Genomic DNA, 26,249 nt, shown 5'->3' on the forward strand with positions numbered 1-26,249 from the left:
CAAGGCGCGCCGTCACTGCCAAACGAACCCGCCTGCTCAACGGCACTGCCAAACAATGGGGTCGGTGACGAAGCGGCATTTTCCCTCTTCTCCCCAGCGGGGGTCCGAAGGACGGGTCGAGACCCGCGGCTCGACCCCGGTCGGTGCCCGTAGGGCGGATGAGCATCTGTGTTTGGTGTCAAGGTGGATTTGGTGTCCAGATACGGTTTTTAGTGATGAGGGTATTTGCGAGCACGATGAGCTTTCGCATGACGGCGACGAGGACGACCTTGTTGGGTTTCCCGGCCTTCTTCAGTCTTTCGGCGAAGTGCGCGAGGTCGGGGTTGTGACGGGAGGCGGACAGGGCAGCCATGTAGATGGCGTTCCTGGGTGCGGGGCGTCCGCCCCTGATGGCGCGATGTCCGGCCCGCTCGCCACTTTCGCAGGCGAGCGGCGCAAGGCCAGCCAGCATGGCCGCCTGCTTGCCGGAGCAGGCGCCAAGTTCGCAAAGGCCAGCGATCAGGCTTGCGGCGGTGACGGCACCGATGCCGGGAATGGAGATGAGGATGTCGAGGCGGCGGCGCATCTCGGGCTCGGCGCCGATGCTGCGCTCGATCTCGGCATCCAGTCTTGCGATATGGGTATCGAGCGCGGCAAGCCGGCGCGTCAGTTCCTTGCGCAGGAAGGCGGTCACGGCCGTCTTCATCCGGTTGGACAGGGCGGTGCGTTCGCCGTTGGCCGCAGATCGCGCATTGACCAGTTCCTGCAGGGCTTCCAGCGCTTGGTCCTGCGGTGGGGTCTGTGCGGGCTTGAGGGCTTCTCCCATGATGGCCAAAAGCCGCGCATCGAGCCGATCGGTCTTGGCGAGAAAGCCGCAAGCTTTGGCAAACAGCCGGGCGCGCAACGGATCGACGACCGACACGTAAAAGCCATCGGCATGCAGAGAACGCTGAACGGCGCGATGCCACTTGCCGGTCGCTTCCATGACGATGTGCAGCGCCGAGGGCGGCATCTGGTCAAGCGCATCGAGCTCCCGCTTGAGGCGGCGCAGACCGGCCGTGTCATTGGTCACCCGAAAACTGCGGCCGAGAGGATGCAAATGAATGTCCAGCCACTCTTTACAGACATCGATACCGACATAAACTGTCGCCATCGCGGTGCGTTCGGACGATACCTTGCCTTGCATACGGGACCTGCTCCCCACTATCTGTTCAGGACAAACGCGAAGGACGGGCGGACCAGGCTCATCCCCGGTTCAAGCCAAGGGGGTTACGGTCCCGCCCGTCCGACCCCTGGGGGATGGCCATCCCCCAGGGGTCGCACCCATCATCAAACAATGAATGCAGTTTGAACATGCAAGGGGGCCGCACGGCACGCCTTTCATTAGCGCCCGTCGTTTCGCCGTGGTTAACATTGGGGTAACGAGATCGGGATAAATGTAGCGAGCGCCGCTCTCCGCGGCTTTGTTTTTGCGTTTTCTGGAGTGCGGACGTGTCTCATCGATCAGTCGTATCGATCTCTCTGGCTATTGCCCTTTCTTCCTTTGGTTCGGCCGCCGCGCAGGAAAGCGGCCAGCACTTCTGGTCCGGCGACTGGTATCTGAGCGTCGGCGTCGCCGGCTTCTCCGCCCCGAAATTCGAGGGCTCGTCGCACAATGAATTCAAGTTCAGCCCGTTGATCTCGGTTGGCCGCCAGGGCGCCGGCCCGCGTTTTGCCTCGCGCAACGACAATCCTTCTTTCGCCCTCATCGACAAGGGTGCCTTTCGTGCCGGCATCGTCGGCAGGTTCGTGCCGTCGCGCGATGACAGCGACGGCAGCGAGCTGAAGGGCTTGAAGAAGGTCAAATGGGGCGCGGAAGCCGGCGCTTTCCTAGAGGTTTACCCGACCGATTTCCTTCGCGCCCGCGCCGAAGTCCGCCAGGGCATCCGCTCGCATGACGGCATCGTCGCCGATCTCGCGGTCGATGCCTTCACCGATATTGCGCCAGACCTGCAACTATCAGGCGGTCCGCGCGCGACCTTCGCCACCAGCGGCTACTACGACGCCTATTACGGCGTCAACGCCAAGCAGGCGGCGGCAAGCGGCCTTGATCCTTACAAGCCCTCATCGGGCATCCAGTCCTATGGCGCCGGCACGGCGCTCACCTGGAAGGCGACGGAAAACCTCTCGGCGAGTTCCTTCCTCGAATATAAGCGGCTGGCGGGTCCTGCCGCCGACAGCAGTCTCGTGCGCGAGCGCGGCTCGAAGAACCAGGTCCTGATCGGGGTCTCGGCGACCTACAAGTTCAATTTTTCCCTGCAGTGATTGACGGCGCCACGGGCTTTTCCGCGTACGCGGCGCTGTAACGCTTTGAATTTACACATAATTCATCCCTGGATCGCTTCCAGTCTGAGGAATGATGCAAGTGGCATTGCAATGATCGCTTCTTGACCGGATCGGCGGCCCGCCGCTAGATGAGCGGCATGCACGATACCGGCGATTTCAACGATCGCGTCTCCGACGCACCTTCCGATAACTGGGTCTACCGGATCCTGCCGCCATGGCTTTGGCCCTATGCGCAGCTCGCACGCTGGGATCGCCCGATCGGCTGGCAGCTCTTGATGTGGCCGTGCTTCTGGTCGGCAACGCTTGCCGCCAATGCGGCGATCGGTGAGGGGATCTATTCCGGCAGTGTGCTGGTGTCTCACCTGTTCCTCTATTTCATCGGCGCTGTCGCCATGCGCGGCGCCGGCTGCACCTATAACGATCTTGTCGACCACGAGATCGACATGGAAGTGGCGCGCACGCGGTCGCGTCCGCTCCCCTCCGGCCGCGTCAGCCGCCGACGGGCGAAGATCTTCATCGGTTTGCAGGCGCTGGTCGGCCTGTTCGTGCTGCTGCAGTTCAACTGGCTCAACGTCTTCCTCGGCGTGCTCTCGCTCGCGATCGTGGCACTTTATCCCTATGCCAAACGCTTCACCGACTGGCCGCAATTCTACCTCGGACTTGCCTTCTCCTGGGGCGCGCTGATGGGCTGGGCCGGCATTTTCGGCAGTCTCTCCTTCGCCGCCATCCTGCTCTACGCCGCCTCCGTCGCCTGGACGATCGGTTATGACACGATCTACGCGCATCAGGACAAGGAGGATGACGAGCTGATCGGCGTCCGCTCCACTGCGCGCCTGTTCGGCGATAGGACTCGGCAATGGCTGATCGGCCTTTATGGACTGACGCTGGTGCTGATGTTTATCGCTTTCGCTCTCGCCGGCGCCAATCTCATCGCTTTCCTGGCCTTGCTCGGTGCGGCCGGCATGTTCGCCTGGCAGATCGTCCGGCTCGACATCGACGATGCCGCCCAATGCCTGGCGCTCTTCAAATCGAACAATCGCGTCGGCCTGATCATCTTCTTCGGCCTCTTCATCTCGCTGCTGTTTGCCATTCCCTGATTGGGACGAACCGGGCGCGGGCGCCTGTCCCCAGATAGGAGGACTGGTCTAGCAGGCATTCGTGTTGTGCTTCATCGCAGATGGAAGCCATGCCTCGATCTGTTGATCCGTGAGGTTAGCACCACACAACATAGTCGCTACACGGCAGCCTTTCAGGGCAGATGCCTGCGCAAGAATAGCCGCGAGCCCCGCCGCTCCGGCTGGTTCGACGAGACGCTTCCATGTGTCATGAGCAAACCGCATTGCATCGAGAAGCTGATCGTCATCCACGAGAACGACGTCATCGATCGTCTCTTTAAGCCAGCCGATGGCCGACGGGACGGGAATCCGCACGGCAATTCCATCGGCAATCGTGCGTGCCTCCGGCGTTGAGATCACGTCCCCCGCATTGTAGGACAGGGCCATGCACGGTGCGCCCTTTGCGGCGACGGCGACGACCCTTGTTCGCGGTGATCGTGATTTGAACCAGCATCCTATTCCGGCCGCCAGAGCACCGTTGCCAAGCGGAATGAAAACGGCGTCGATATCTTCGACCTCTTCCGTCAGCTCCGCCGCAATCGTTCCTGCCCCTTCGGCAATGGCGGCACTCGCTCCGTCCTCGACGAACTGCAGCTTCCGTTCGGCGGCGTAGATTTTGGCCGCCTCCTTTGCAGCGTCAAAATCTTCCCCGGCGAGAACGACTTCCGCCCCAAACCGGCGCATTGCTTCGATCTTCAGCGGATTGGCGTTGATACTGGCGAACACGACCAGAGATCGCCCATGCCGCGCGGCATTGTAAGCAAGCCCCTGGCCGAAATTCCCGGCTGATGCCGTGACCAGAGGCGTTCTATCGCCGGCGACGTCGGCCAGAAAATACCCCGTGCCGCGCCCCTTGAAGCTGCGGATCGGATTTTCCGTTTCGTCCTTGGCGACGAGCGACAGCGCGAGCCTGTCGGAACGCAACAGATTGGTGTTGAGGAAAATCGGATCGATTGTCTTGCGCGCATCGTCGATTTTGGCGGCTGAAAGAGGTCTTTGTTTTGTCATGGGCAGATGATAGGAATTTTCGGCGCGGAAAAACCGCGCTCATGATAAATTTATAGCGGAATTTCCGCTTATGGGCTTGGTTGTACGCTGTGGACGATATTGATCGAACTATCCTGTCGATGCTGCAGGAGAATGCCGACATTCCCGGCAAGGTCATTGCTGACGCGGTCAATCTCTCACCCTCGGCCGTCGAACGGCGCATCAGCAAACTGAAGCAGGATGGGATCATCGAGAAGATCGTGGCGGTGGTCAGTCCGAAAGCCGTCGATCGCACCCTGTCCGTTCTGGTTGAGCTCGAAATCCAGAACGAACACCGACACACGCTGGAGCAATTCCAGCGATGGCTGGACCGTGCGCCTGAAGTTCAGTCATGCTGGTATGTCACCGGCGACATGGACTATGTCCTGCTCGTGGCCGTCCGCAATCTTGAGGAATACAATGCCTTCATTGAGCAGCTTATGGGCGAGCAACAGGCGCTCGTGCGAAAATACAAGAGCCTGATCGCACTCAAAACGGTCAAGCACGGATTGGGACTTTCCGTCCTTGAATGAGAGGTTTTTCACTGGTGGCCACCGCAGTGATCCTGTCAAAATTCATCCTGCGGTGCCAACCGAGATTAAAGCGACAGTTTTGCGGCCGACTTCGACAGTGTCGCAGAAACGGGCATTCCGCGACCGATGAGTGCGCAGAATGCCCGGCAATAATACGTCCGGTGTAGCGATTTCGCTCAATTGCGGGCGATGATTTCCTTGCCTTCGATCTTCATGGCGACGCCCAGCCGGCCGGTGGTGCGGCGCACGAGGAAGCGCGGACGGCGATTGGCGAAGTAGGAATGACGGCGGCGCGGCTTGAGATCGCTGGTGCGTAAGGCGCCAATATGGTCTTCGAGCGGCCGGGCGACACCATCGGCCTCGACCATCAGCATCGGAATGCGGAAGGCTTCGGACCAGCTGCGCCAGTCGGCGGCGATATCGCTGAGATCATGGGCGACGAGCAGCGGAATGCAGAGCTCCGGATCGGTGTGATGGAGTTCGAGCGTGACGGTGACATCGCCGTCGCCATGGTCGATGGCGCGGGCGGCGACACCCTTGAAAACGCGCTTCGGCAGCGCAATCGAGAGCGGCAAGCCGCTGGAGGGGAGGACCTTGCGCAGGACCGCACCGCGTTCGTCTATCGTGATATTGACGTCATCCGAACAATCGTGGATGGCGTAGCTGACCTGCTGGGGAAAGCGGGACGGATCGAGGCGTAACGTCGTGCCAGCCCAGGCGGGCTTCATAACGGGATTGTTCATTTCATTCTACCCTTGTCTTACCTGAGAGCCGATTTCCGGTCTTCTCCTTGGGACTTTTCGTCCTCTATTGCCGACAATAGGCAGCCGCCGTTCCGTACAGCTTAAAAATTGCGGTTAAGAAAACTTTGCCTCCTCTGATGGTTATCAAAACCGAATCCGGCAGGGTTTCCGGAAGGTGAACGGTGTGGTGTCCTGAAATGATGCATCCAGAGGTAAGCCTCAGGTAAGCTTTCCATGGCAAAATGTGCTCACCAGCAGTTCGTCGTTTTTTTAGAAATTTGGGTGAAAAGGGCGCTTTTCATGATCTCGGCTTCCCTCGCTTACACGATCCTGTCGCGGGATATGACGTCCAGCCTCAACAAGGTTGCGTCGCAGGCGACGGTCAAGAAGGATGCTCAATACTACGCCGACCATATTAACAAGGTCGAAAACGTCGACGATTTCCTCGGCGACTACAAGCTCTACAGCTATGCAATGAAGGCCTATGGTCTCGAGGACATGACCTATGCCAAGGCCTTCATGAAGAAGGTGCTTGAAAGCGACCTCACAGACCCCGACAGCTACGCCAACAAGCTTTCCGATACGCGTTATCGCGAGTTCGCCGCCGCCTTCAATTTCAACGCGCCGGCCAAGGATGTGCAGACGGACGCGCAGGAGGACGACCTGATCGGCCTCTACAAACAGTCCTTCGTCGATGCCGACAAGGCCGCCAGCGCCGAGAGCACCTATTACAGCAACAATATCGATAGCGTGCAGACCGTCGACGACCTGGTCAACAACACCCGGCTGCGCACCTATGTGCTGAAGACCTTCAAGATCGATCCGACCTATGCGTCGAAGGATTTTCTGCGGCAGGTGCTGACGAGCGATCTCAGCGACCCCACGAGCGTCGTCAACACGCAAGGCGGCGACAAGTACAAGGCGCTTGCCGCCCAGTTCAGCTTCAATGCCGACGGCACCGTCACCGGCACGGCGCAGACCGCCGCGCAGAAGGCCTCGGTCATCGAATCCTACACCCTGAATTCCCAGTCCGTCATCATCGACAATTCGGTCGGTTCGGACGTCTATTACGTCGGCCAGACGGCGGCGGACTACAACAAGGCCTATTACACGGCGAAGATCGGCACGATCACCAATGTCGACGATCTGGTCGCCGACAAGCGCCTGACCTCTTATATCACGACGGCCTACAGCATGGGCGCCGACTTCACCGCGGCAGCGCTGCGCACGGTGCTGACCGACCCCGGCTACGCCCAGCTGATGGGCTTTACCAATGTCTACAATGCTTTCAATTTCAAGGCTGACGGGTCGGCCTCCAGCACCGCGCGCGTCCAGACGGTCGATCAGGCAAACAGTCTGAAGAACGCTGCCTCGATGACCGGCAACTACTATACCACGACGTCGCAGTCGACCGGCATCACCAACGTCGATGACCTGCTCGCCGACAATGTGCTGGCGCGCTACATCAAGGATGCCTATGGTCTCGGCACGAGTTTCAGCAATGCCGACCTGAAGAACATCCTGACCGATTCGGCCTATGCCGCGGCCCAGGGCCATGCCGATCTCAATGCCGACTTCAACTTCCAGGCAGACGGTTCGATCAACGGTTCCGTGATCCAGACTGCGGCGCAGCGGAAATCGACGACCGACAGGTCGGCGGCGAATGCAGCACATTTCAACAGCATGATCGGCAACGTCACCAATGTCGACGACATCATGTCGGATGCGGTTGCGGTCAGCTATATCAGAAACAGCATGCAGATCGCCGACAGCGTCTCCGATGCGACATTGAGGACTTTCCTCGTCGACCGCACGGCTGCCAGCGCCCAGGGCTACAGCGACGTTCACGATCTCTTCAATTTCAAATCGGACGGTTCGATCGCGACCCTTTACGCCTCGCAAACGGCGACGCAAAGTGCCAGCACCACCAGCAAAGCCGACAATGCGGCAGTCTACTACCAGTCGACCATCGCCGGCATCTCAAACGTCGATCAGTTGCTGGCGGACCAGAAGCTGAATAATTTCGTGCGCAACGCCTACGGCATCCCGTCGACGGTCAGCGACGTCGCTCTTCGCGCTATCCTGACCGATCAAAGCGGCACCGGCACCTATGCCGACGTCGCCGCGGCCTTCAATTTCAAGGCGGACGGCACGCTTGAGGACGGCATGGCGGCGCAGACGGCCACCCAGATCAGCAGCACGAAATTTGCCGCCGCGGCGCGCACGGATGATTATTCCGCCAGGATGTCGACGATCAGCAATGTCGATGATCTGCTTGCCGACAGCGCCATTACCAATTTCCTGAAGAGCACTTACAATCTGCCGTTCAATATTTCGGACGCCGATCTGAAGAGCATCCTGACCGATGCGACGGCCGCTGCCGCAGCCGGCCATGCCGATCTCAATGCCGACTTCAACTTCGCCGCCGACGGATCGCTTCCTGTCGTCAGCTCGGCCCAGACGGCCGATCAGGCACAGACCACCAACGACAATTATGCGGCGCGCTACGACGACGAACGCGACGAGGCGATCGACGAGGTCGCATCCAACTACCAGAAGCTTATGGCCGACAGCAGCAGCCTGCTGAATTTCTCCGACGTCAACAGTGTCAATGATTTCCTGCGCAGCAATTCGTCGGCCGATTTCAGCAAGAGCAACGACAATCTGCCGGATCTCTTCCATGTGGCGCTACAGGCCTTCGGTCTCACCGACCAGGAGGTCTCGCGCTCGATGATGCGCAAGATCCTGACGAGCGATGCCTATGATCCGAATGGCTATGTCGCCTCGCTCAAGGATGAACGTATCACCAATCTTGCCCGGGCCTTCAATTTCGGCCCCGACGGCAAGGCGGCATCACCCTTCCAGGCGCTGCCCGACGCGACCCTGGCCAAATACGCCACCGACTATAGATCGCATATCACTATGCTGATGAAGGACGGTCCGCTGAAGGACAAGGCGGCGAAGGACGCGACGGCTGAAGTCAACTATTTCGCCAAGGGCATGGCGAAGGTGAAGTCGCTCGACGATTTCCTCGACGACAGCCGCCTGACCGACCTGGTGCTGAAGGCAAACAACCTTGATCCGAAGGATTACGACAAGGCGACGCTGAAGAAGATCTTCACATCCGATCCCGACGACAAGAAGAGCTATCTCAACACCACCGCCGATGCACGTTTCAAGGATATCGTCGCCGCCTTCAACTTCGACAAGGACGGCAATCTGACCCGTGCCAAGATCGGCACCATCCAGAACAAGGCGGCCGAGGAGCACACCCAGGGGCTCTACGTCCAGCAGACGATGGAAACCCAGGAAGGCGAAAGCAACGACGGCGTGCGCCTGGCGCTCTATTTCGGCCGCAAGGCCCCGAGCATCACCTCGATCTATTCGATCCTCGGCGACAAGGCGCTCTATCAGGTCATCACAACAGCCTACAGCCTGCCGTCGCAGATCTCGGGCATGGATGTCGCCAAACAGGCCGATCTCATCAAGCGCTTCGTCAAGCTCGAGGATCTCCAGGATCCGAAGAAGGTCGACAAGCTGCTGCGCCGGTTTACCGCGATGTACGACGTCCAGAACGCCACCCAGCAGTCACCGGCGCTGATGATCCTGACCGGCGGCGGCACACAGTAGTCCTGAGGCAATTCCCGGCAAAGCGGTTGGCGCGGATGGCCGCCCCTCACCCTAACCCTCATATGCGCTAGGTTAGGCGGGCGCGGAGATCGTCGCATTGTTTTCGGCGTCGTCGCGGCGGCTCGCAGAGGTGGCGACGACTTCGTGTGAAGAGATTACAGACGGCCTGCCACAGAAGTGGTCCGCGGATGGCGGCGCAAATGGTGGCCAGGGCTATCTTCATGAGACGCCAGCGCGATGGGCTAGCCCGTGGGGTAGCCGCATCCAGAGGGGGGAGAGTCCGGGACTTGCCCGGCAATCTGTTCGGCGATGATGGCAACGATCAGTCTGGCGTAGAGCCATGCCCGGGCCAGTTCAGGCTTCTTGGCCGGCAAGCTGTCGAGGCCGGCCAGGCTCTTGAACCGTTTGAACGCCAGCTCGATTTGCCAGCGGAAGCGATAGAGGGTGAGGATGTCGGCCGGTGCAAAGGTGGCGGTCGGCAGCGAGGTCAGCAGCAGAATGTACTTCGCCGCCTCGAGACTGCGCGGATCGGGCTTTTTGCCGCGCTTGCGGGCGTCCTTGAGTAGACGCTCCTGCTCGGCTTGGGCCTGTTGCGGATCCTTGCGCCGGACAATGAGGCGCAGGACCAGTGGCGGCGGCGTCCCCGTCATGCCTTCGTGGACACGAACCTGCACCTCGCCTTCCTGCTCTTGCTGAGCGGCGAGCGCGGCAAACAGATCAAAGGGCTCGCCATTCGTCTGCAACAGGCGCAACGAGTTCCAGCCGGTCCGCACGATGAAGTCCGCACCGGCGTCGATCACCGGCCGCAGGTCGCGCGGCCTTGCATAGTAGCGATCGGCCAGCACAATATCTCCGGGTGCGTAGGTAAGGCGCTGAAGGTTTTCGCCACCATGGATGTCGGTCAACTCAAGCTGATCTACCTGAGCCGTTGCCAGGTCGTAGCCGACATGCAACCGCCATGTCGTGCTGTCAGCGCCCGGATGGCAGATCGACGTTCCATCGAGCACACGCAAGCGATACCCCGCGAAGCGCCCCGCCGGCGCTTTGGCCTGTTCGGCAATCAGCGCGGCCACGATGTCGCCAAGCCAAGGCGCCGCTTTGCACAGCCGCTCGAGCAGCGATGGGTCTGACAAACGGGCGATTCCGCCCACTTCGGCCCATGCACAGGTCTCGCGTAGCGACATGCCAAGGCCGCCATAGGCAAGCGCCAGCCGCAACAGCGTCTCGGCATTCTTGATTTCCCGCACCCGCGTAAAAGCACCACGCAACCGCGCCGTTGCTTCCAAGTCAAAATCCGCCGGAAGCCGCTCGCGCACTTCCGGCCAATGATCCAAAATCTCAGGACGAATCTTCATCCAAAGCTTGAATCACAACCAGATTCCTTATGTCCAGGGCTAAACCTAGCGCATATGACCCTAACCCTCTCCCCGTAAACGGGGCGAGGGGACGTGCCCCGCGAAAGGTTGGTGGGGACCGAGAGGTTGCATCATATTCCCTTCGCCCCGTTTAAGGGGTCCGAAGGACGGATCGAGACACGTGGCTCGACGCCGGTTGGTGCCGGCAGGCGGATGAGGGGCAAACGTCGGCGATCTCCCTGATCGCCAGCCTCAAGGATCTGGGATGACAACCTTTCCCGGGTTCATGATATTGGCGGGGTCGAAGGCGCGCTTGATGCGGCGCATCAGCTCGATTTCAATCGTTGGGCGGATCGCCGCCAGTTCGTCGCGCTTCAGCTGGCCGATGCCGTGCTCGGCCGAGATCGAGCCGCCATGCGCCAGCACCAGCCCATGCACGATGTGGTTCATCTCGCGCCAGCGAGCGATGAAGGCGGCCTTGTCGGCACCGAGCGGTTGGGAAATATTGTAATGAATATTGCCGTCGCCCATATGGCCGAAGGCGCAGATGCGGGCGCCCGGCATCGCCGCCATGACCGCTTCTTCGGCCTCAGCCATGAAATGCGGGATCTTCGACACCGGCACGGAAACATCGTGCTTGATCGACCCGCCTTCTGGCTTCTGAGCATCCGACATGCTCTCGCGCATATGCCAGATCGCTTTCTGCTGGGCCACGGATGCGGCGATAGCAGCATCAAGCACCAGCCCGGCCTCGAAGCCCTGTTCCAGCACTCCGTTCATCATCCGCTCCGCCGTCTCGGCCGAATCCGACGTCGAAATGTCGATCAACACGTACCAGGGATAGGCCGCGTCTAGCGGATCGCGCACGCCGTCGATGTGGCGCGTGGTGATCTCGACGCCGAAACGCGGCATAAGCTCGAAACCGGTGAGCGAGGCGCCGCAAAGGCTGGAGGCGAGGTTGAACAGGGCAAGGGCATCCGCCACCGAATTCAGGCCGGCGAATGCCACCTGATGGCCGAGCGGCTGGGGAAAGAGCTTCAGTACCGCGCCGGTGATGATGCCGAGCGTGCCTTCGGCGCCGATGAAGAGATCGCGCAGATCATAGCCGGTATTGTCCTTCTTCAGGCGGCGCAGGCCGTCCCAGATCTCCCCGGTCGGCAGCACCACTTCCAGGCCGAGGCAGAGCTGGCGCATATTGCCATAGGCAAGCACGGCCGTGCCGCCGGCATTGGTGGAAAGGTTGCCGCCGATGCGGCAGGAACCCTCCGAGCCGAGCGACAGCGGAAACAGCCGCCCATGCGCCTCGGCCGCCTTCTGCACGTCGGCCAGGATGGCGCCGCCATCGGCCACCAGCACGTTCGCCACCGGATCGACATCGCGGATCCTGTTCATGCGCTCGAGCGACAGGATGACATCGGACTTGCCCTGACGCGGCGTCTGGCCGCCGACGAGCCCGGTATTGCCGGTCTGCGGCACGATCGCCGTTCCGGTCTCCGTCGCAAGCTTCATGATACCAGAGACTTCCGCGACCGAGCCGGGTTTCAAGAGGAGAGGGGAGGAGCCGTGATAGAGCCCGCGGTTTTCGATCAGATGCGGCGCAAGATCGGCCTCGCTGCGCAGCGCGTACCTGTCGCCGATGATGGCCGTAAAGCGGTTGAGGAGTTCGGTGGAAATGCTGGAATTGTTCATTCGGGCTCGGTCCTCCATCGTCATCTACAGCGCCGCGCGTCTTTTCAGGCGCGCTAAGGACGCTGTAGCACTTTGAATTGCTGCATTACGCAGCAGGTCTTTTCAGTCGCGGGGTGCGGCCGCCCGCTGCAGGCGGTCGTTGATCGCTTCGCCCAGCCCCTCCTCGGGAATCGGGGAAAAGGCGATGCTCTGGGCGCCGCTGGCATCGGCCCGCTTCATATAGTCGAAAAGATTGGCGGCCGCCTCTGCCAGGTCGCCGCGCGGGCTGAGATCAAGGACGATCCGAGCACCGTTCGCGCCGGAAACCGCAGCGCTGCCGAAGGCAATCAGTGCCTCACCGGGTTCCACCGCCGTCGCATTGAGGCGCACGGAAGCGCCCGGCGCGTAATGCGAGGCGAGCATGCCCGGCGCCTCGATCGCCGCCGATGCCGTTTTCGGCCGCAGCAGCGGCTGGCCGACGACGCGCTCGATCTCGCGCGCCGCAAGTCCCCCTGGCCGAAGCAGCCTCAGTCGGCCGCCCTCTGCCTTGACGATCGTCGATTCGACGCCGACAGCACTTGGTCCCGCATCGAGGATCAACGGGATCCGCGCCCCGAGATCGGCTTCGACATGGGCAGCACTCGTCGCACTGATCCCGCCCGAGGTATTGGCGCTGGGGGCTGCGAGCGGCCGTCCGAAGGCGCCGATCAACGCGCCCGCGAATCCCTTCGGCACGCGGATGCCGACGGTGTCGAGCCCGGCAGTTGCCAGCGAATGGATCGAACTCTGAGGCTTCAGCGGCAGCACGAGGGTCAGCGGACCGGGCCAGAAGGCTCTGGCGAGCGCCCGCGAGACGGGGTCGAACTCGGCGTGCTCTTCGGCCATCGCGAGATCGGCCATGTGGCAGATCAGCGGGTTGAAGCGCGGCCGTCCCTTTGTCTCGTAGATGCGGGTGATGGCTGCGGGATTGGTAGCGTCGGCCGCCAGGCCGTAGACGGTCTCGGTCGGAATGGCGATGGCAAAGCCGTCGGCAAGAGCGGCTGAGGCCGCCTCCAGCGCTGCCTGCCTGTCTGCCGTGATATCGATTATGCGTGCCATATCCTGCCCGGTATTTGCTACTCGCCCTTTGAGCGTCTGAAAAGACGCGCGGCACTGTAATCCCGGCAGTCATTAGGCTTTCCGCCGTCCGCGATCAATCGCTTTAGAGCTGGCGGATGATTTCGCGCAGCTGTTCGTTGCGGGCGCCGAGCAAGAGGATGTTGCGGATCGCAGCCTGCGGATCATGGGTGCGGAAGAGCAGGCCGTTGCCGCGCACCGACCGGTCGATGGTCATCTTTTCCGCGGAGTTCTCGCCAGGTTTGATGGCGACGGCGAAATACATGCGGGAATAACCGACGTCGATGCGCTCGAAGAAATTATCGTTCTCGCCGATGTCGGAATAGAAATTCGAGATGTAGAAGGCCCAGCTTACCTCTTCGTAGTGGGCGAATTTGGTCCGCGCGGCGGTGACGTGGCAATAGCCAAGATGCGGGCTGTCCTCCAGCGTCCGGTGGAAGATCATCTTCGGAAACTGGATCGAGTGGTGAAAGCCGTTGATGTGCTGATGCGTCTTTTCGCCGGCGACCTGCAGCTTGCGGCCGGTCTTTGCGGCGACCTCATCATGGCTGAAATAGCGTTTTTCCTCGGCCAGCCAGTGCCGCCGCTCGCGGGGGATGCGGCCGGTGCGCAAAAATTCGGAATGCGCGGCAATCAGCTGCGGCTCTTGCAGTTTACCTGCTTCTTTCGCGTCGAAATAACGGAGTTTGGCCATGGTTCGCGTTCTTCGGTCGGTCTGAATCAACAGTAGGATAGGACGGTATGCTTAAGGCGATGTTAAAAAATCGCATGGCGGCCGGCCGGCTGAAAGGCAAATGCCGGTAGATGTCGCAAACACGACTGACATCGATATCAGGCAGTCGACCTCTTTGCGCAACGGGTCTTTACGCCATGTCGCAATTGAGGATAATTGCCGGGAGAGTCGGGCGAGGTGATCGACCGGGATGGGCTGCTTCAAGCCTTGCCGCATCCTGTCGTCAATTTCGAAGCCGATGTCGCATTACAACCAAGCGGCAGCCATGCTCGGTGATTAAATGACGCCATGAACAATTCTCCCGAAGGAGAAGGAAGCGGGCGCGCTTCCGCCGGCCTTCTTGTCAGAAGGCGGTAGCCGGGTGCACGAGGACATGAAGATGGATATTCGCAGCAACGTTTTGCGTCAGCTCAAGAGCCGCCGTGAGGGCTTCAGCCTCGAACAGCCGTTCTACATTGACGAGGATTATTTCCAGCTCGACATGGAGATGATCTATTATCGCGACTGGCTGTTCATCGGCCATGATTGCGAACTGCCGAAGCCGGGCGCCTATTTCACCGTTCAGATCGGCAACTATCCCGTCGTCATCGTCCGCGGCCGCGACAATGTCATCCGCGCCTTCCACAATAGCTGTCGCCATCGCGGCTCGCGCGTCTGCACCAAGGAGCACGGCTCCTCCGTGCGTCTCGTCTGCCCCTACCATCAGTGGACCTATGATCTCGAAGGCAAGCTCGCTTTCGCCCGCCACATGGGCGATGATTTCGACAAATCAGGTTTCAACCTGAAGCCTGTCCACTGCGAAACCGTCGCAGGCTTTGTCTTCATCTGCCTTGCCAACACCGCCCCGGATTTCCAGACGGTGCGCGACAAGATCGAACCCTATGTCGCGCCGCACAGGATCAGCGAGAGCAAGGTCGCCTTCCAAAGCACGATCATCGAGAAGGGCAACTGGAAGCTTGTCTGGGAAAACAACCGCGAGTGCTATCACTGCGCCGCCAATCACCCCGAACTTTGCCGCACCTATCCCGAAGCGCCGAGCGTGACCGGCACGGATGGCGGCGCCGACGATCCCGAGATCGCCGGCCATTGGGCGCGCTGCGAGGCCGCCGGCCTGCCGAGCAAGTTCCAGATTTCGCCGGACGGTCAGTTCCGCACCGCCCGCATGCCGCTGATCGAGGATGCCGAAAGCTACACAATGTCGGGCAAGCGCGCCGTCAAGCGTCCGCTCTCCGACGATATCTCGATCGGCCATATCGGCACCATGCTGCTCTTCCACTACCCGACGACGTGGAACCACCTGCTCGGCGACCATGCCATCTCCTTCCGCGTGCTGCCGCTCAGCGCCAACGAGACGGCGGTGACGACCAAGTGGCTCGTCCACAAGGACGCCGTCGAAGGCGTGGATTACGATCTCGAGGAACTGACCCACGTCTGGACCGAAACCAACGATCAGGATCGCCGCATCGTCGAGGAAAACGCCTTCGGCATTCACTCGCCCGCCTATGAGCCCGGCCCCTATTCCGCCTTGCATGAAGGCGGCGTCATGCAGTTCCTCGAATGGTATTCGAACTTCATGGTGAACCGTCTGCAGGGCGACCAGGCGAAGTTCTCCGTCGTTGCCTAGATCCGGATGAATCCGGATCTAAATCAAAGAAGCAGAGCATGATGTCGTCCGAAAACCGCCCACACTTTTCGGCATCATGCTCTAGCGCTCTGCCGCACCGGTTAATGTCCGGTTCAGTTCAGTTGATATAAAAGGGAAAAAGCAGCCGGCTTCGGCCGCTTTCGGAACCATTCAGGCGCGAAGGCGTTGCAGGGCAGGCGGTGATCGCTGTTGAATGGGAGAGAAGCAATGATCGGGCTGAGAAACAAGATTGCAACCGCAGTTCTGGCTGCTGCGGTGGTCCTCACGGGCTTTGCGCCGTCGCAGGCAATTCAGATGCCCACCGCCCCGCAGGTGGAAAAATCCTCCGCTGTCGAGAACGTCCAGTACCGCCGCTATTATCGCCCCGGTTACCGTCCGGGCGCCTATTACCGGCCTGGCTATCGTCCCGGCGCCTACTACCGGCCCGGCTATTACGGCGGCTATCGCGGATATTCCTATTACCGCCCGGGCTATCGGCATTATAATGGCTACTGGTATCCGCTCGCCGCCTTCGGCGCCGGTGCAGTCATCGGCGGCGCCATTGTCGCGCAGCCGCGTTACGTTGCGCCGGCCCCCAGCATGGGTTCGAGCCACGTCACCTGGTGCGCAAACCGCTACCGGTCCTATCGCGCCTACGACAACACCTTCCAGCCCTATAACGGCCCACGCCAGCAGTGCTATTCGCCGTATTGAGCCTGGGACGGGCAATACGTCCCCCACACTGCCCCTCACCCTAACCCTCATATGCGCTAGGTTTAGCCCTGGACATAAGGAATCTGGTTGTGATTCAAGCTTTGGATGAAGATTCGTCCTGAGATTTTGGATCATTGGCCGGAAGTGCGCGAGCGGCTTCCGGCGGATTTTGACTTGGAAGCAACGGCGCGGTTGCGTGGTGCTTTTACGCGGGTGCGGGAAATCAAGAATGCCGAGACGCTGTTGCGGCTGGCGCTTGCCTATGGCGGCCTTGGCATGTCGCTACGCGAGACCTGTGCATGGGCCGAAGTGGGCGGAATCGCCCGTTTGTCAGACCCATCGCTGCTCGAGCGGCTGTGCAAAGCGGCGCCTTGGCTTGGCGACATCGTGGCCGCGCTGATTGCCGAACAGGCCAAAGCGCCGGCGGGGCGCTTCGCGGGGTATCGCTTGCGTGTGCTCGATGGAACGTCGATCTGCCATCCGGGCGCTGACCGCACGACATGGCGGTTGCATGTCGGCTACGACCTGGCAACGGCTCAGGTCGATCAGCTTGAGTTGACCGACATCCATGGTGGCGAAAACCTTCAGCGCCTTACCTACGCACCCGGCGATATTGTGCTGGCCGATCGCTACTATGCAAGGCCGCGCGACCTGCGGCCGGTGATCGACGCCGGTGCGGACTTCATCGTGCGGACCGGCTGGAACTCGTTGCGCCTGTTGCAGACGAATGGCGAGCCCTTTGATCTGTTTGCCGCGCTCGCCGCTCAGCAAGAGCAGGAAGGCGAGGTGCAGGTTCGTGTCCACGAAGGCATGACGGGGACGCCGCCGCCACTGGTCCTGCGCCTCATTGTCCGGCGCAAGGATCCGCAACAGGCCCAAGCCGAGCAGGAGCGTCTACTCAAGGACGCCCGCAAGCGCGGCAAAAAGCCCGATCCGCGCAGTCTCGAGGCGGCGAAGTACATTCTGCTGCTGACCTCGCTGCCGACCGCCACCTTTGCACCGGCCGACATCCTCACCCTCTATCGCTTCCGCTGGCAAATCGAGCTGGCGTTCAAACGGTTCAAGAGCCTGGCCGGCCTCGACAGCTTGCCGGCCAAGAAGCCTGAACTGGCCCGGGCATGGCTCTACGCCAGACTGATCGTTGCCATCATCGCCGAACAGATTGCCGGGCAAGTCCCGGACTCTCCCCCCTCTGGATGCGGCTACCCCACGGGCTAGCCCATCGCGCTGGCGTCTCATGAAGATAGCCCTGGCCACCATTTGCGCCGCCATCCGCGGACCACTTCTGTGGCAGGCCGTCTGTAATCTCTTCACACGAAGTCGTCGCCACCTCTGCGAGCCGCCGCGACGACGCCGAAAACAATGCGACGATCTCCGCGCCCGCCTAACCTAGCGCATATGACCCTAACCCTCTCCCCGTAAAAACGGGGAGAGGGGACGTGCCATGCGAGAGGTTAGTGGGAACGGAGAGGTCGCGGCGTGCCCCCTTCGCCCCGTTTACGGGGAGAAGGTGGCGGCAGCCGGATGAGGGGCTGCGCGCCCTCAGAATGCCGAAAATTTCCCCCTCAAAGAATATCCACGCGTCTCAGCAGCCACCAGGCAAAGGCGATGGAGGCGACGATGAGGGCGACGGCGTATTCGGTGCCGTAGTCGCCGACGGCGAAGGGCAGGTTTGCCGTGTTCATGCCGAAGAAGCCGGTCACCAGCGTCGGCGGCAGCAGGAAGGCCGTCATGATCGACAGCAGATAGAGGTGGCGGTTGGTTTCGGAGGATTGTTTCGAATCGATTTCTTCGTGCAGCAGGCGTGCTCGGTCCTGCAGCGCATAGATATCGTGGTCGACCGTTTCCAGCCGGCTCGTCAGCCGCCGCGCCACATCGTCGAAGCCGAAGGGCATCTCGTCGTCGTCGGCCGCCGCCGCCCGGCGCATCAGCGCCAGCACGGTGCGCAGGTGCCGATGCAGCCTGACCACGGTGCGCCGCACCGGCGCCAGACGCCGGCGCTCGTCGCGCTGCGCACTGTCGTAGACGATATCCTCGATCTGGTTCAGCTCTTCGGTGAGTTCGATGACGATCGCGATCAGCGTGCGTTGGAACTCGATCACCAGCAGTTCGAAGAGATCGACCGGCCGGGAAAATTTGCCCGGGTTTTTCTCGATCAGCGCCCGCGCCCGTTCGACGCTGCGCAGCGGCTGAAGCCTTGTGGTGATGATGAAGCGGTCGGACATTGCGAAATGCAGCCAGCCGAGATTGTTGGTATCCTGGGCGAAATCGCGCTGGCAATCAATGAGCGTGCCATAGAGCATCTGCTCGTCGACGGTGATGGCCGCATGCGTGTCGCGCGTCGTCAGCGCCGATTTCGCGTCCTCCGTCAGCCCGTCCAGCGTATCGAGCAAGGCCGGCACACGGGCGTCGACAACGTTGAGGTGCAGCCAGTAGAAACAATTGTCGGCGGTCAGTTCCGCCACCGTCGCACCATTGTTCAGTCGCACCGCGGTCTTTTCTTCGGGCGAGAAGCGATAGGCCCAGACGAAACCGGGTATGTTGACGGGCAATGTATCCATTGTTCGCCGGTCCTTTGCGAAGGCGATGTCTTCCCTTAGAGATTGTTCATGACGTCCATTTGTCCAAAGGTGCAAGAGCAAAGCGCCATGTCAGGCGATTTATCGCATGGCGGCTGAGGAAATCGAAATTGACGTTTACGTAAAAATCAATTAGCCCTTGCCTCGGAGGGGCTTGCCCAAGTGCAGGCCGGTCTGCGGAGGAGAAACCATGTACAAGGCGCCGGTCGAGGAAATCGCGTTCACGTTGAAGCACGTAGCGGGCATGGGCGAGGCGATTTCAAACGGGCTGCTCGGCGATCTCGGCGAAGATCTGGTCGATGCGATCCTCGCCGAAGCGGGACGTTTTGCCACAGAGGAAGTGGCGCCTCTCGCCGAAATCGGCGACCGCCAGGGCGCCCGTCTGATCGATGGCGAGGTCAGGCTGCCGGATGGTTGGCGCGATCTCTATCGCCATTGGATCGCCGGCGGCTGGAACGGCCTGACGGCGCCGGAGGCCTTCGGCGGCCAGGCCTTGCCGCATATGCTGAATGTCGCAGCACTCGAAATGTGGAATTCCGGTTCCATGGCCTTCGCGCTCGCTCCGACGCTGACGATGGGGGCCATCGAAGCGGTCAGCACCCATGGCAGTGCTGCGCTGAAAGACAAATATCTGGAAAAGATGGTCTCCGGCGAATGGACCGGCACCATGAACCTGACCGAGCCGCATGCCGGCTCGGATCTCGGCGTGCTGAAGGCCCGCGCCGAGCGCCGCGATGACGGCAGCTACCGCCTTTTCGGCCAGAAGATCTTCATCACTTGGGGCGAGCATGACGCGGCCGACAATATCATTCATCTGGTGCTGGCCCGCCTGCCGGATGCGCCGGCCGGCACCCGCGGCATCTCGCTCTTCCTGGTGCCGAAATTCCTGGTGAACGACGACGGTTCGCTTGGGCCCCGCAATGATCTCTTCTGCCATTCGCTGGAGCACAAGCTCGGCATCCATGGCTCGCCGACCTGCACGATGATCTACGGCGACGGAAAATTCGGCGGTGAAAAGGGCGCTGTGGGCTGGCTGGTCGGCGAGGAAAACAAGGGACTGGCCTGCATGTTCACGATGATGAACAATGCCCGACTTGCCGTCGGCATGCAGGGCGTGGCGATCGCGGAGGCCGCCACCCAGAAGGCGCTCGCCTATGCCAGGGAACGCACCCAGGGCAGGGCGCCGGGCGCAAGCGGCGCCGGCATGAGCCCGATCGTCGAACATCCCGATGTCGCCCGCATGCTCCTCACCATGAAGGCGCTGACCCAAGGGGCACGCGCCATCTCCTATGCCTGCGCCCATGCGATCGACATGTCGCACCGGGCAGGTGACATCAGCCGCCACTGGCAGGAGCGCGCCGCCCTTTTGACGCCAATTGCCAAATCCTTTTCGACCGATGCCGGTGTCGACGTCGCCTCGCTCGGCATCCAGGTGCATGGCGGCATGGGCTTCATCGAGGAGACGGGTGCGGCGCGTTATCTCCGCGATGCCCGCATCGCCCCGATCTATGAGGGCACCAACGGTATTCAGGCGATCGACCTCGTCACCCGCAAGCTGCCGCTCTCCGGCGGCGAGCAGGTGAAGGGCTTCATCGCCGAGCTCAGAGAGATCGCCGACGGCGTCCGCCGCTCCAATCATAATGGTTTCGGCGAGACCGCTGTGAGGCTCGACGCTGCGATCGCCGACCTTGAGCAGGCGACCGGCTGGCTGCTGAAGACGCTTGCCGATGAAAAGGCGGCCGAGGCGCTCTCCGGCGCCACGCCTTACCAGCGTCTCTTCGGCCTCGTGCTCACCGGCTGTTATCTTGCCAAGGGCGGTCTCGCCGAGAGCGCCGATGGCGCGGCCGAAAACCGTATCGCGCTCTGCCGCTTCGCCGCCGAAAACCTGCTTGCCGAGACCGCAGCCCTGCGCGACCGGGTCGTCAATGGCGCGGCAAGCCTTGCTGCCGCCCGCATCCTGCTTGCCTGAGGAGACCTTATGACCGATCACATCGTCGTCGAGCAGCCTTCCGCCCATCCTGGTGTCCAGCTGATCCGCTTCAATCGGCCGGAAAAGAAGAATGCGATCACCCGCCCCATGTACCGCATCATGGCCGATGCGCTGAATGCGGCCAATGCCGATCCCGGCATTCGCGCCACCGCTTTCCTCGGCACCGAAGGCTGCTTCTCGGCCGGCAACGACATGAACGATTTTCTTGCTGCCGCGATGGGCGGCCGCGGCCTGGAGCAGGAGATCCTTGATTTCCTCTATGCGCTGGTGAAGGCCGAAAAACCCGTCGTCTCCGGCGTCGACGGCCTTGCGATCGGCATCGGCGCGACGATCCATCTCCATTGCGACCTGACCATCGCCTCTAGCCGCAGCCAGTTCCGCACACCCTTCGTCGATCTGGCGCTGGTGCCGGAGGCAGGTTCCAGCCTCGTCGCGCCGCGCCTGATGGGGCATCAGCGCGCCTTCGCCATGCTGGCCGCCGGCGAAGCATTTTCGGCCGAGGAGGCGAGGGAAGCCGGTCTGGTCTGGAAGGTCGTCGAGCCAGGCGAGGTCGATTCACTGACGCTTGGCCTGGCGGCAAAGCTCGCGGCCAAGCCGCCGGAGGCGCTGCGCATCGCCCGCGATCTCATTCGTGGCGATCGTGGCGAGATCATCGCCCGCATCGACGAGGAGGCCCGCTATTTCTCCGCGCGGCTGAAAAGCGCCGAGGCCCGGGCGGCCTTCGAAGCCTTCATGCGCCGCTGAGCGCCGCTTCGCGGCGATCTCGGTCAGCAGGGCGACCAACACCGGGAGCAAACGGATACCGATCAGGCCGCCGGCACGTTGAATACCTCGCCGGCCCTGAGCGGCCGGAACCGTTCCGGGGGAATATCATGCTCGCTCATGGCGTCTTGCAACGCTTTTGCCGGCGCGTCGACCGCTTCATTTGTCAGTTGGAACGTGGCGAAGTGGTGCCCGGCGACATAGGTCGCATTTGCCAACTTCATCCCGATCACCGCCTCCTGCGGATTCTGGTGCTGCCCTTTCATGAACCAGCGCGGCTCATATGCGCCGAAGGGTAAAATGGCCAGGCGAAAGCCGCCATGCTTCTGCTGTGCCGCTTTGTAATTGATGCCGTGGTGAAAGCCCGTATCTCCGACGTGATAAATTTTTCCGGCCGGAGTCGATAAAACGAACGACGCCCAGAGCGCCATCCGGCGATCGGCGGTTCCGCGGGCGGACCAGTGGTGTGCAGGCTCGGCATCAATGCTTATTCCGGCGTGCGAAATGCGCTCGCCCCAGTCCATCGATGTCGTCTGTATATCGGGCACGGCACGGCGTATGATCGTGTCATTGCCGAGTGGCGTCACGACACGCGGCCGATGCTTCGCACCCAACCGCCTGAGCGTTGCGATATCGAGATGATCATAATGATTGTGCGATACCAGCACGAGATCAATTGGCGGCAGATCATCGAACGCGATGCCCGGTTGGACGACGCGCTTGGGTCCAGCAAAAGCGAAGGGACTCGCGCGCTCTGACCACACCGGGTCGGTGAGGATATTGAGCCCAGCGACCTGCACGAGCATTGTTGCATGACCAACCATGGTCACCCTTAGATCCTCGCCGTCTACGCATGGATCCGGCTTGGCCGCCGCGTATGGACTTGGGACCGATTGCGGCCAACGCTCACGTCCGCCGCCGAATTGCCACCGCAGCAGATCACGGAAACCAAGGGGCTCAATACCTTCGGGATTGAAGAAATGCGTGCCGTCGAAGTGATCGGACACTGGACCGTTATAGTAGGGGTTGCGTCTTTTGGTCTTTCCGACAGGCACGCCTATTTCTCCAGCGTCGCCACCACCTCGACATGCGAGGTCCAGAGGAACTGGTCGATTGGCGTCACCCCGGTGATCCGGTAGCCGCCCTCGACGAGGATCGCGAGATCCCGCGCCAGCGTCAGCGGATTGCAGCTGACGGCCACGATCTTCTTCACGCCTGAGCGGGCAAGCTCCTGGCACTGGAACTCGGCACCGGCGCGCGGCGGATCGAAGACGACAACGTCATAGGGCTTGAACTCCTGCGTCATCAGGGGACGGCGAAAGAGATCGCGCTTTTCGACGGTGACCGGCTTCAGCCCTTGCGTGTTGCGGGCGGCATGGTCGAGTGCGGCGAGCGCCTTTGCCTCGGCTTCGACGGCGTGCACGCGGCCGATCCGCGCCAGCCGCAGCGAAAACGTGCCGGCGCCGGCAAAGAGATCGGCGATCCGCTTCGCCTTGCCGGCATGAGCCGTGACCAGCTCTGCCATCGCCTCTTCCGCCGGCTTGGTCGCCTGGGTGAAACCGCCCGGCGGCGGCGAAACCTGGACGCCGCCGAATTCGACCATCGGCTTCGACGGCTCGACGAGGATTTCGCCGTTCAGCGAAACACGGGCGATGCCGCGCAGGCTAAGCGCGGTCTCGATTGCCTTGCGCCGCTGCGGGTCGGAGAGTTTCTTCACCTCGTCGACTGATATGTCCAGGCCGGAAAGCGTTTCGAGCACCGCGACGCGGAAGGGTTCGGCGCTGGTCGCGAGCGATGCAGCAATCGCCCTGATCGCCGGCAGTCGGGCGATGATCCCTGCCGACGAGATCGGACATTCCTCGATGGCGACGATATGGTGGCTTTCGGCCTGGTTGAATCCAACAAGCATGTCCTTCTCGGTCTTGCGCGCCGCAAAGACGACACGCCGGCGCTCGCCCGGCCGGGCCGGAACGATCTCGCCGACCTCGGGTGTCAGCCCCTTCGATTTCAGCGCATCGATGACCAGCTGGCGCTTGAAGGCGCCGTAGGGCGCATCTGCCATATGCTGCAGCGTGCAGCCGCCGCAGGTACCGTTGACGCCATCCGGGCCGAAATGCCGGCAGGGCGGCTCCTGCCGGTCGGGCGAGGGTGTCGTGATCGACATGATCGTGCCCTGGCTCTTGACGCGGGCGATCGCCACCGTTTCGCCGGGCAGGGAAAAGGGCACATAGACAGGCCCGCCGGCGCTGCTGGCGATGCCGTCGCCCTGGGCGCCGAGCTTCTCGATCGTGACGGTTTCGGTGCTCACGGTTTCAATCCTGCCAGAAGGAATTCCTGATTGCCGTCACCGCCGGAAATCGGGGAGGGAATGAGGCCGAGACTTTTCCAGCCCATGTCCTCGATGAACCAGCGCTCCAGTTCCGCGGCGACGGCGGGAGCAGACGAGGGGTCCTTCAGCATCCCGCCCTTGCCGATCGCCTCGCGCCCGGCCTCGAACTGCGGCTTGACCAGCAGCACGGCGACAGCGCCCGGTCCGGCGATCTCGAGAGCCGGCGCAAGCGCCAGCCGCAGCGTGATGAAGGAGACGTCGGAAACGATGAAGGTGGCGGGATGGCCGATATCCTCTGCCGTCAGGTTGCGGGCGTTGAGGCCTTCCCTGTTGGTCACCCGCGGATCGCCTGATATGCGCGGGTGCATCTGCCCATGGCCGACATCGATCGCGGTGACATGCGCAGCGCCGCGCTGCAGCAGCACCTCGGTGAAGCCGCCGGTGGAGGCCCCGACATCGAGACAGTGATGACCGGCAGGATCGAGCCGGAAATGGTCAAGCGCCGCGGCAAGCTTCAGTGCGGCGCGCGAGACATAATCCTGCGCCGGGTCGTCGATCTCGATGACGACATGCTCGCCGAACAGCGCGCCGGCTTTCGTCACCATCTGACCGCCGATCCTGACGGTGCCGCGCTGCACGGCGTCGCGGGCGCGCGAGCGGCTGGCAAAGAGGCCGAGGGAGACGAGAAGCTGGTCGAGGCGTTGGGTGTTTTGATCTGACATCGGCTGTGCATGACCGGCAAAGCCGCCGGTTGCAAGCATTTTGTTCCCAAGACCGTCATTGACCCTCAAAAGCTTTCGGCGATAATCCTGCCGCGGCGATCGCGGGGCGGACCGCAGACACGGGGGTGTTCCATGCTGAAGCTCTTCACTCTGATTGTCGCGGTAGCGATCGCATCGCCCGCGCTCGCGAACGACACTATGGCCGAGGTCAAGACCGGCGGGCTGATCTTTGCCCAATCCGACGATGTCAGCATGGCGGAAGAGGATCTCTTCATCTCCGCTTCGGAAGTGCGCGTCGACTATGTGTTCGAGAATAGCTCCGACAAGGATGTCGAGAGCCTGGTCGCCTTTCCGATGCCCGACATCACTGGCCAGGTCGACAACAATTCCGCCATCTCCGATTATGACAGCGATAATTTCCTGCATTTCTCCACCGTGCAGGATGGCAGGCCGATCACCGCCAAGCTGCAGCAGCGCGTCGTCTCGCTCGGCATCGATGTGACCGACGAGTTCGCCAAGCTGGGCATTCCCGTTCTGCCCTATAGCCAGAAGACGACCGAGGCGCTCGCCAAGCTTTCCGAAACCGTCCGCAAGGACTGGATCGCCCGCGGCCTCGTCTATCCCATGGCCGAGGGCGACGCCGACGGCACCGCCAAGGTGGATCTCGTGCCGCTGTGGACGCTGCGCTCGACCTATTGGTGGCGCACCACCTTCCCGGCGAAGAAGAAAGTCAGCGTCGAGCATCGCTACAAGCCGGCCGTCGGCGGCACCGTTGCCATCAGCTTTCTCGACGGTGGCGAGCCGAAGGGCGAGCGTTTCGAGGACTATTCGCGCAAATACTGCCTCGACGGAGATTTCGTCAAGGTTGCCCAGCAGCGTGCTCGGGAAGCCGAGGCGGGAGGCGCCAACTATACCGAAAGCTGGATCTCCTATGTGCTGTCGACCGGCGCCAACTGGGCGGGACCGATCAAGCGCTTCCAGCTGACGATCGACAAGGGCAAGCCCGGAAGCCTCATCAGCTTCTGCGGCAGCAACGTTCGGAAGATCGGTCCGACGACCTTCCGGATGACATCAGAGGATTTCGATCCGACAAAAGATTTCGACATCCTGATCCTCAATCCTCCGGAAACGGCACAATAATCCGCCGGCTCGGCCGCTGTTGCGCTGCACAAATTTAAACAAATTTAAAGCCTGCCCATATAGGTTCGGCTTGATTGCAGCGGTTCGTCTGGACTGCCCGGCGCCATGAAGGCGCAAGCGTTTCCGATCATGTTCTCAGGTTCAAACGTCTCTGCGGTTGCGCGTC

At 61.6% G+C, this 26,249-nt stretch carries 21 protein-coding genes; 10 read left to right on the top strand and 11 right to left on the bottom strand.

Annotated elements, in window-relative coordinates:
• Window positions 1-178: 178 nt before the first annotated feature.
• Entirely contained in the window at window positions 179-1,165 is a 987-nt protein-coding gene (locus tag J3P73_RS05430) for an IS110 family RNA-guided transposase (RefSeq protein WP_075226227.1), read from the bottom strand.
• Window positions 1,166-1,470: 305 nt separating this feature from the next.
• Between J3P73_RS05430 and J3P73_RS05435 the strand changes: the two genes are divergently transcribed.
• Window positions 1,471-2,283: a MipA/OmpV family protein gene (locus tag J3P73_RS05435; RefSeq protein WP_018067927.1), complete on the top strand. Its 813-nt coding sequence runs from the start codon at window positions 1,471-1,473 to the stop codon at window positions 2,281-2,283.
• Window positions 2,284-2,441: 158 nt separating this feature from the next.
• Window positions 2,442-3,401 (top strand): 4-hydroxybenzoate octaprenyltransferase, encoded by a 960-nt coding sequence (gene ubiA, locus J3P73_RS05440; protein WP_130666930.1) that lies wholly within the window; start codon window positions 2,442-2,444, stop codon window positions 3,399-3,401.
• 48 nt (window positions 3,402-3,449) lie between these two features.
• On the opposite strand, the gene J3P73_RS05445 is transcribed toward ubiA, so the two are convergent.
• On the bottom strand, window positions 3,450-4,427 hold the full coding sequence (locus J3P73_RS05445) for a threonine ammonia-lyase (protein WP_130666629.1): 978 nt from the start codon (window positions 4,425-4,427) through the stop codon (window positions 3,450-3,452).
• 119 nt (window positions 4,428-4,546) lie between these two features.
• Between J3P73_RS05445 and J3P73_RS05450 the strand changes: the two genes are divergently transcribed.
• The gene (locus J3P73_RS05450; protein ID WP_342357673.1) at window positions 4,547-4,978 is read left to right on the top strand and encodes an Lrp/AsnC family transcriptional regulator; all 432 of its coding nucleotides are present in this window, start codon (window positions 4,547-4,549) and stop codon (window positions 4,976-4,978) included.
• A gap of 176 nt (window positions 4,979-5,154) precedes the next feature.
• Here the strand turns inward: J3P73_RS05450 and J3P73_RS05455 are convergent, their stop codons facing one another.
• Entirely contained in the window at window positions 5,155-5,721 is a 567-nt protein-coding gene (locus J3P73_RS05455) for a DUF6101 family protein (protein WP_018486292.1), read from the bottom strand.
• Window positions 5,722-6,021: 300 nt separating this feature from the next.
• Between J3P73_RS05455 and J3P73_RS05460 the strand changes: the two genes are divergently transcribed.
• Complete coding sequence (locus J3P73_RS05460) at window positions 6,022-9,351, top strand: DUF1217 domain-containing protein (RefSeq protein ID WP_130691402.1); 3,330 nt, start codon at window positions 6,022-6,024, stop codon at window positions 9,349-9,351.
• A 242-nt stretch (window positions 9,352-9,593) separates the two neighbouring features.
• Here the strand turns inward: J3P73_RS05460 and J3P73_RS05465 are convergent, their stop codons facing one another.
• The 4 genes from J3P73_RS05465 to J3P73_RS05480 form a co-directional block, all read right to left on the bottom strand.
• The gene (locus J3P73_RS05465; RefSeq protein WP_207579786.1) at window positions 9,594-10,706 is read right to left on the bottom strand and encodes an IS4 family transposase; all 1,113 of its coding nucleotides are present in this window, start codon (window positions 10,704-10,706) and stop codon (window positions 9,594-9,596) included.
• A gap of 252 nt (window positions 10,707-10,958) precedes the next feature.
• A complete protein-coding gene (locus J3P73_RS05470; protein ID WP_130666632.1) occupies window positions 10,959-12,395 on the bottom strand; it encodes an FAD-binding oxidoreductase in 1,437 nt (478 codons plus the stop codon).
• 102 nt (window positions 12,396-12,497) lie between these two features.
• Window positions 12,498-13,472, bottom strand: coding sequence for an L-threonylcarbamoyladenylate synthase (locus tag J3P73_RS05475; RefSeq protein ID WP_207579787.1), 975 nt, complete (start codon window positions 13,470-13,472; stop codon window positions 12,498-12,500).
• A 103-nt stretch (window positions 13,473-13,575) separates the two neighbouring features.
• Complete coding sequence (locus J3P73_RS05480) at window positions 13,576-14,184, bottom strand: DUF6656 family protein (protein WP_018068400.1); 609 nt, start codon at window positions 14,182-14,184, stop codon at window positions 13,576-13,578.
• Window positions 14,185-14,602: 418 nt separating this feature from the next.
• On the opposite strand from J3P73_RS05480, the gene J3P73_RS05485 reads away from it, so the two are divergent.
• From J3P73_RS05485 to J3P73_RS05495, 3 genes are all read left to right on the top strand, one after another.
• Window positions 14,603-15,847, top strand: a complete 1,245-nt coding sequence (locus J3P73_RS05485; protein ID WP_026170620.1) for an aromatic ring-hydroxylating oxygenase subunit alpha — start codon at window positions 14,603-14,605, stop codon at window positions 15,845-15,847.
• A gap of 228 nt (window positions 15,848-16,075) precedes the next feature.
• Complete coding sequence (locus tag J3P73_RS05490; RefSeq protein WP_024321275.1) at window positions 16,076-16,561, top strand: BA14K family protein; 486 nt, start codon at window positions 16,076-16,078, stop codon at window positions 16,559-16,561.
• A 105-nt stretch (window positions 16,562-16,666) separates the two neighbouring features.
• A complete protein-coding gene (locus J3P73_RS05495) occupies window positions 16,667-17,779 on the top strand; it encodes an IS4 family transposase (RefSeq protein ID WP_027689711.1) in 1,113 nt (370 codons plus the stop codon).
• Between the two features lie 347 nt (window positions 17,780-18,126).
• Here the strand turns inward: J3P73_RS05495 and J3P73_RS05500 are convergent, their stop codons facing one another.
• Window positions 18,127-19,122 (bottom strand): transporter, encoded by a 996-nt coding sequence (locus tag J3P73_RS05500; RefSeq protein ID WP_024321274.1) that lies wholly within the window; start codon window positions 19,120-19,122, stop codon window positions 18,127-18,129.
• Between the two features lie 208 nt (window positions 19,123-19,330).
• On the opposite strand from J3P73_RS05500, the gene J3P73_RS05505 reads away from it, so the two are divergent.
• Window positions 19,331-21,109 carry an acyl-CoA dehydrogenase family protein gene (locus J3P73_RS05505; protein ID WP_130654760.1) on the top strand — a complete coding sequence of 593 codons (1,779 nt, stop codon included), beginning with the start codon at window positions 19,331-19,333 and terminating at the stop codon, window positions 21,107-21,109.
• Between the two features lie 9 nt (window positions 21,110-21,118).
• Window positions 21,119-21,874 carry a crotonase/enoyl-CoA hydratase family protein gene (locus J3P73_RS05510; protein ID WP_130654761.1) on the top strand — a complete coding sequence of 252 codons (756 nt, stop codon included), beginning with the start codon at window positions 21,119-21,121 and terminating at the stop codon, window positions 21,872-21,874.
• A 62-nt stretch (window positions 21,875-21,936) separates the two neighbouring features.
• Here J3P73_RS05510 and J3P73_RS05515 read toward each other — a convergent pair whose 3' ends face one another.
• The 3 genes from J3P73_RS05515 to J3P73_RS05525 are packed head-to-tail and all read right to left on the bottom strand — an operon-like array spanning window position 21,937 to window position 24,982.
• Complete coding sequence (locus J3P73_RS05515; RefSeq protein ID WP_130687671.1) at window positions 21,937-22,947, bottom strand: MBL fold metallo-hydrolase; 1,011 nt, start codon at window positions 22,945-22,947, stop codon at window positions 21,937-21,939.
• A 2-nt stretch (window positions 22,948-22,949) separates the two neighbouring features.
• Complete coding sequence (locus J3P73_RS05520; protein WP_027689621.1) at window positions 22,950-24,200, bottom strand: class I SAM-dependent RNA methyltransferase; 1,251 nt, start codon at window positions 24,198-24,200, stop codon at window positions 22,950-22,952.
• Window positions 24,197-24,982, bottom strand: coding sequence for a TlyA family RNA methyltransferase (locus J3P73_RS05525; RefSeq protein ID WP_207579788.1), 786 nt, complete (start codon window positions 24,980-24,982; stop codon window positions 24,197-24,199). Before J3P73_RS05525 ends, J3P73_RS05520 begins: the two co-directional genes overlap by 4 nt.
• A gap of 93 nt (window positions 24,983-25,075) precedes the next feature.
• Between J3P73_RS05525 and J3P73_RS05530 the strand changes: the two genes are divergently transcribed.
• A complete protein-coding gene (locus tag J3P73_RS05530) occupies window positions 25,076-26,083 on the top strand; it encodes a DUF4424 domain-containing protein (protein ID WP_130654764.1) in 1,008 nt (335 codons plus the stop codon).
• The last annotated feature ends 166 nt before the right edge of the window (window positions 26,084-26,249 follow it).

The sequence above is a fragment of the Rhizobium ruizarguesonis genome, assembly GCF_017357285.1.
Lineage (GTDB): Bacteria > Pseudomonadota > Alphaproteobacteria > Rhizobiales > Rhizobiaceae > Rhizobium > Rhizobium ruizarguesonis.

What these genes read in the sequence shown, in the direction of transcription:
- J3P73_RS05430 (WP_075226227.1), bottom strand. Translation starts at nt 1,165, where the DNA reads ATGCAAGGCAAGGTATCGTCCGAACGCACCGCGATGGCGACAGTTTAT.
- ubiA (WP_130666930.1), top strand. Translation starts at nt 2,442, where the DNA reads ATGCACGATACCGGCGATTTCAACGATCGCGTCTCCGACGCACCTTCC.
- J3P73_RS05445 (WP_130666629.1), bottom strand. Translation starts at nt 4,427, where the DNA reads ATGACAAAACAAAGACCTCTTTCAGCCGCCAAAATCGACGATGCGCGC.
- J3P73_RS05450 (WP_342357673.1), top strand. Translation starts at nt 4,547, where the DNA reads ATGCTGCAGGAGAATGCCGACATTCCCGGCAAGGTCATTGCTGACGCG.
- J3P73_RS05455 (WP_018486292.1), bottom strand. Translation starts at nt 5,721, where the DNA reads ATGAACAATCCCGTTATGAAGCCCGCCTGGGCTGGCACGACGTTACGC.
- J3P73_RS05460 (WP_130691402.1), top strand. Translation starts at nt 6,022, where the DNA reads ATGATCTCGGCTTCCCTCGCTTACACGATCCTGTCGCGGGATATGACG.
- J3P73_RS05465 (WP_207579786.1), bottom strand. Translation starts at nt 10,706, where the DNA reads ATGAAGATTCGTCCTGAGATTTTGGATCATTGGCCGGAAGTGCGCGAG.
- J3P73_RS05470 (WP_130666632.1), bottom strand. Translation starts at nt 12,395, where the DNA reads ATGAACAATTCCAGCATTTCCACCGAACTCCTCAACCGCTTTACGGCC.
- J3P73_RS05475 (WP_207579787.1), bottom strand. Translation starts at nt 13,472, where the DNA reads ATGGCACGCATAATCGATATCACGGCAGACAGGCAGGCAGCGCTGGAG.
- J3P73_RS05480 (WP_018068400.1), bottom strand. Translation starts at nt 14,184, where the DNA reads ATGGCCAAACTCCGTTATTTCGACGCGAAAGAAGCAGGTAAACTGCAA.
- J3P73_RS05485 (WP_026170620.1), top strand. Translation starts at nt 14,603, where the DNA reads ATGGATATTCGCAGCAACGTTTTGCGTCAGCTCAAGAGCCGCCGTGAG.
- J3P73_RS05490 (WP_024321275.1), top strand. Translation starts at nt 16,076, where the DNA reads ATGATCGGGCTGAGAAACAAGATTGCAACCGCAGTTCTGGCTGCTGCG.
- J3P73_RS05495 (WP_027689711.1), top strand. Translation starts at nt 16,667, where the DNA reads ATGAAGATTCGTCCTGAGATTTTGGATCATTGGCCGGAAGTGCGCGAG.
- J3P73_RS05500 (WP_024321274.1), bottom strand. Translation starts at nt 19,122, where the DNA reads ATGGATACATTGCCCGTCAACATACCCGGTTTCGTCTGGGCCTATCGC.
- J3P73_RS05505 (WP_130654760.1), top strand. Translation starts at nt 19,331, where the DNA reads ATGTACAAGGCGCCGGTCGAGGAAATCGCGTTCACGTTGAAGCACGTA.
- J3P73_RS05510 (WP_130654761.1), top strand. Translation starts at nt 21,119, where the DNA reads ATGACCGATCACATCGTCGTCGAGCAGCCTTCCGCCCATCCTGGTGTC.
- J3P73_RS05525 (WP_207579788.1), bottom strand. Translation starts at nt 24,982, where the DNA reads ATGCTTGCAACCGGCGGCTTTGCCGGTCATGCACAGCCGATGTCAGAT.
- J3P73_RS05530 (WP_130654764.1), top strand. Translation starts at nt 25,076, where the DNA reads ATGCTGAAGCTCTTCACTCTGATTGTCGCGGTAGCGATCGCATCGCCC.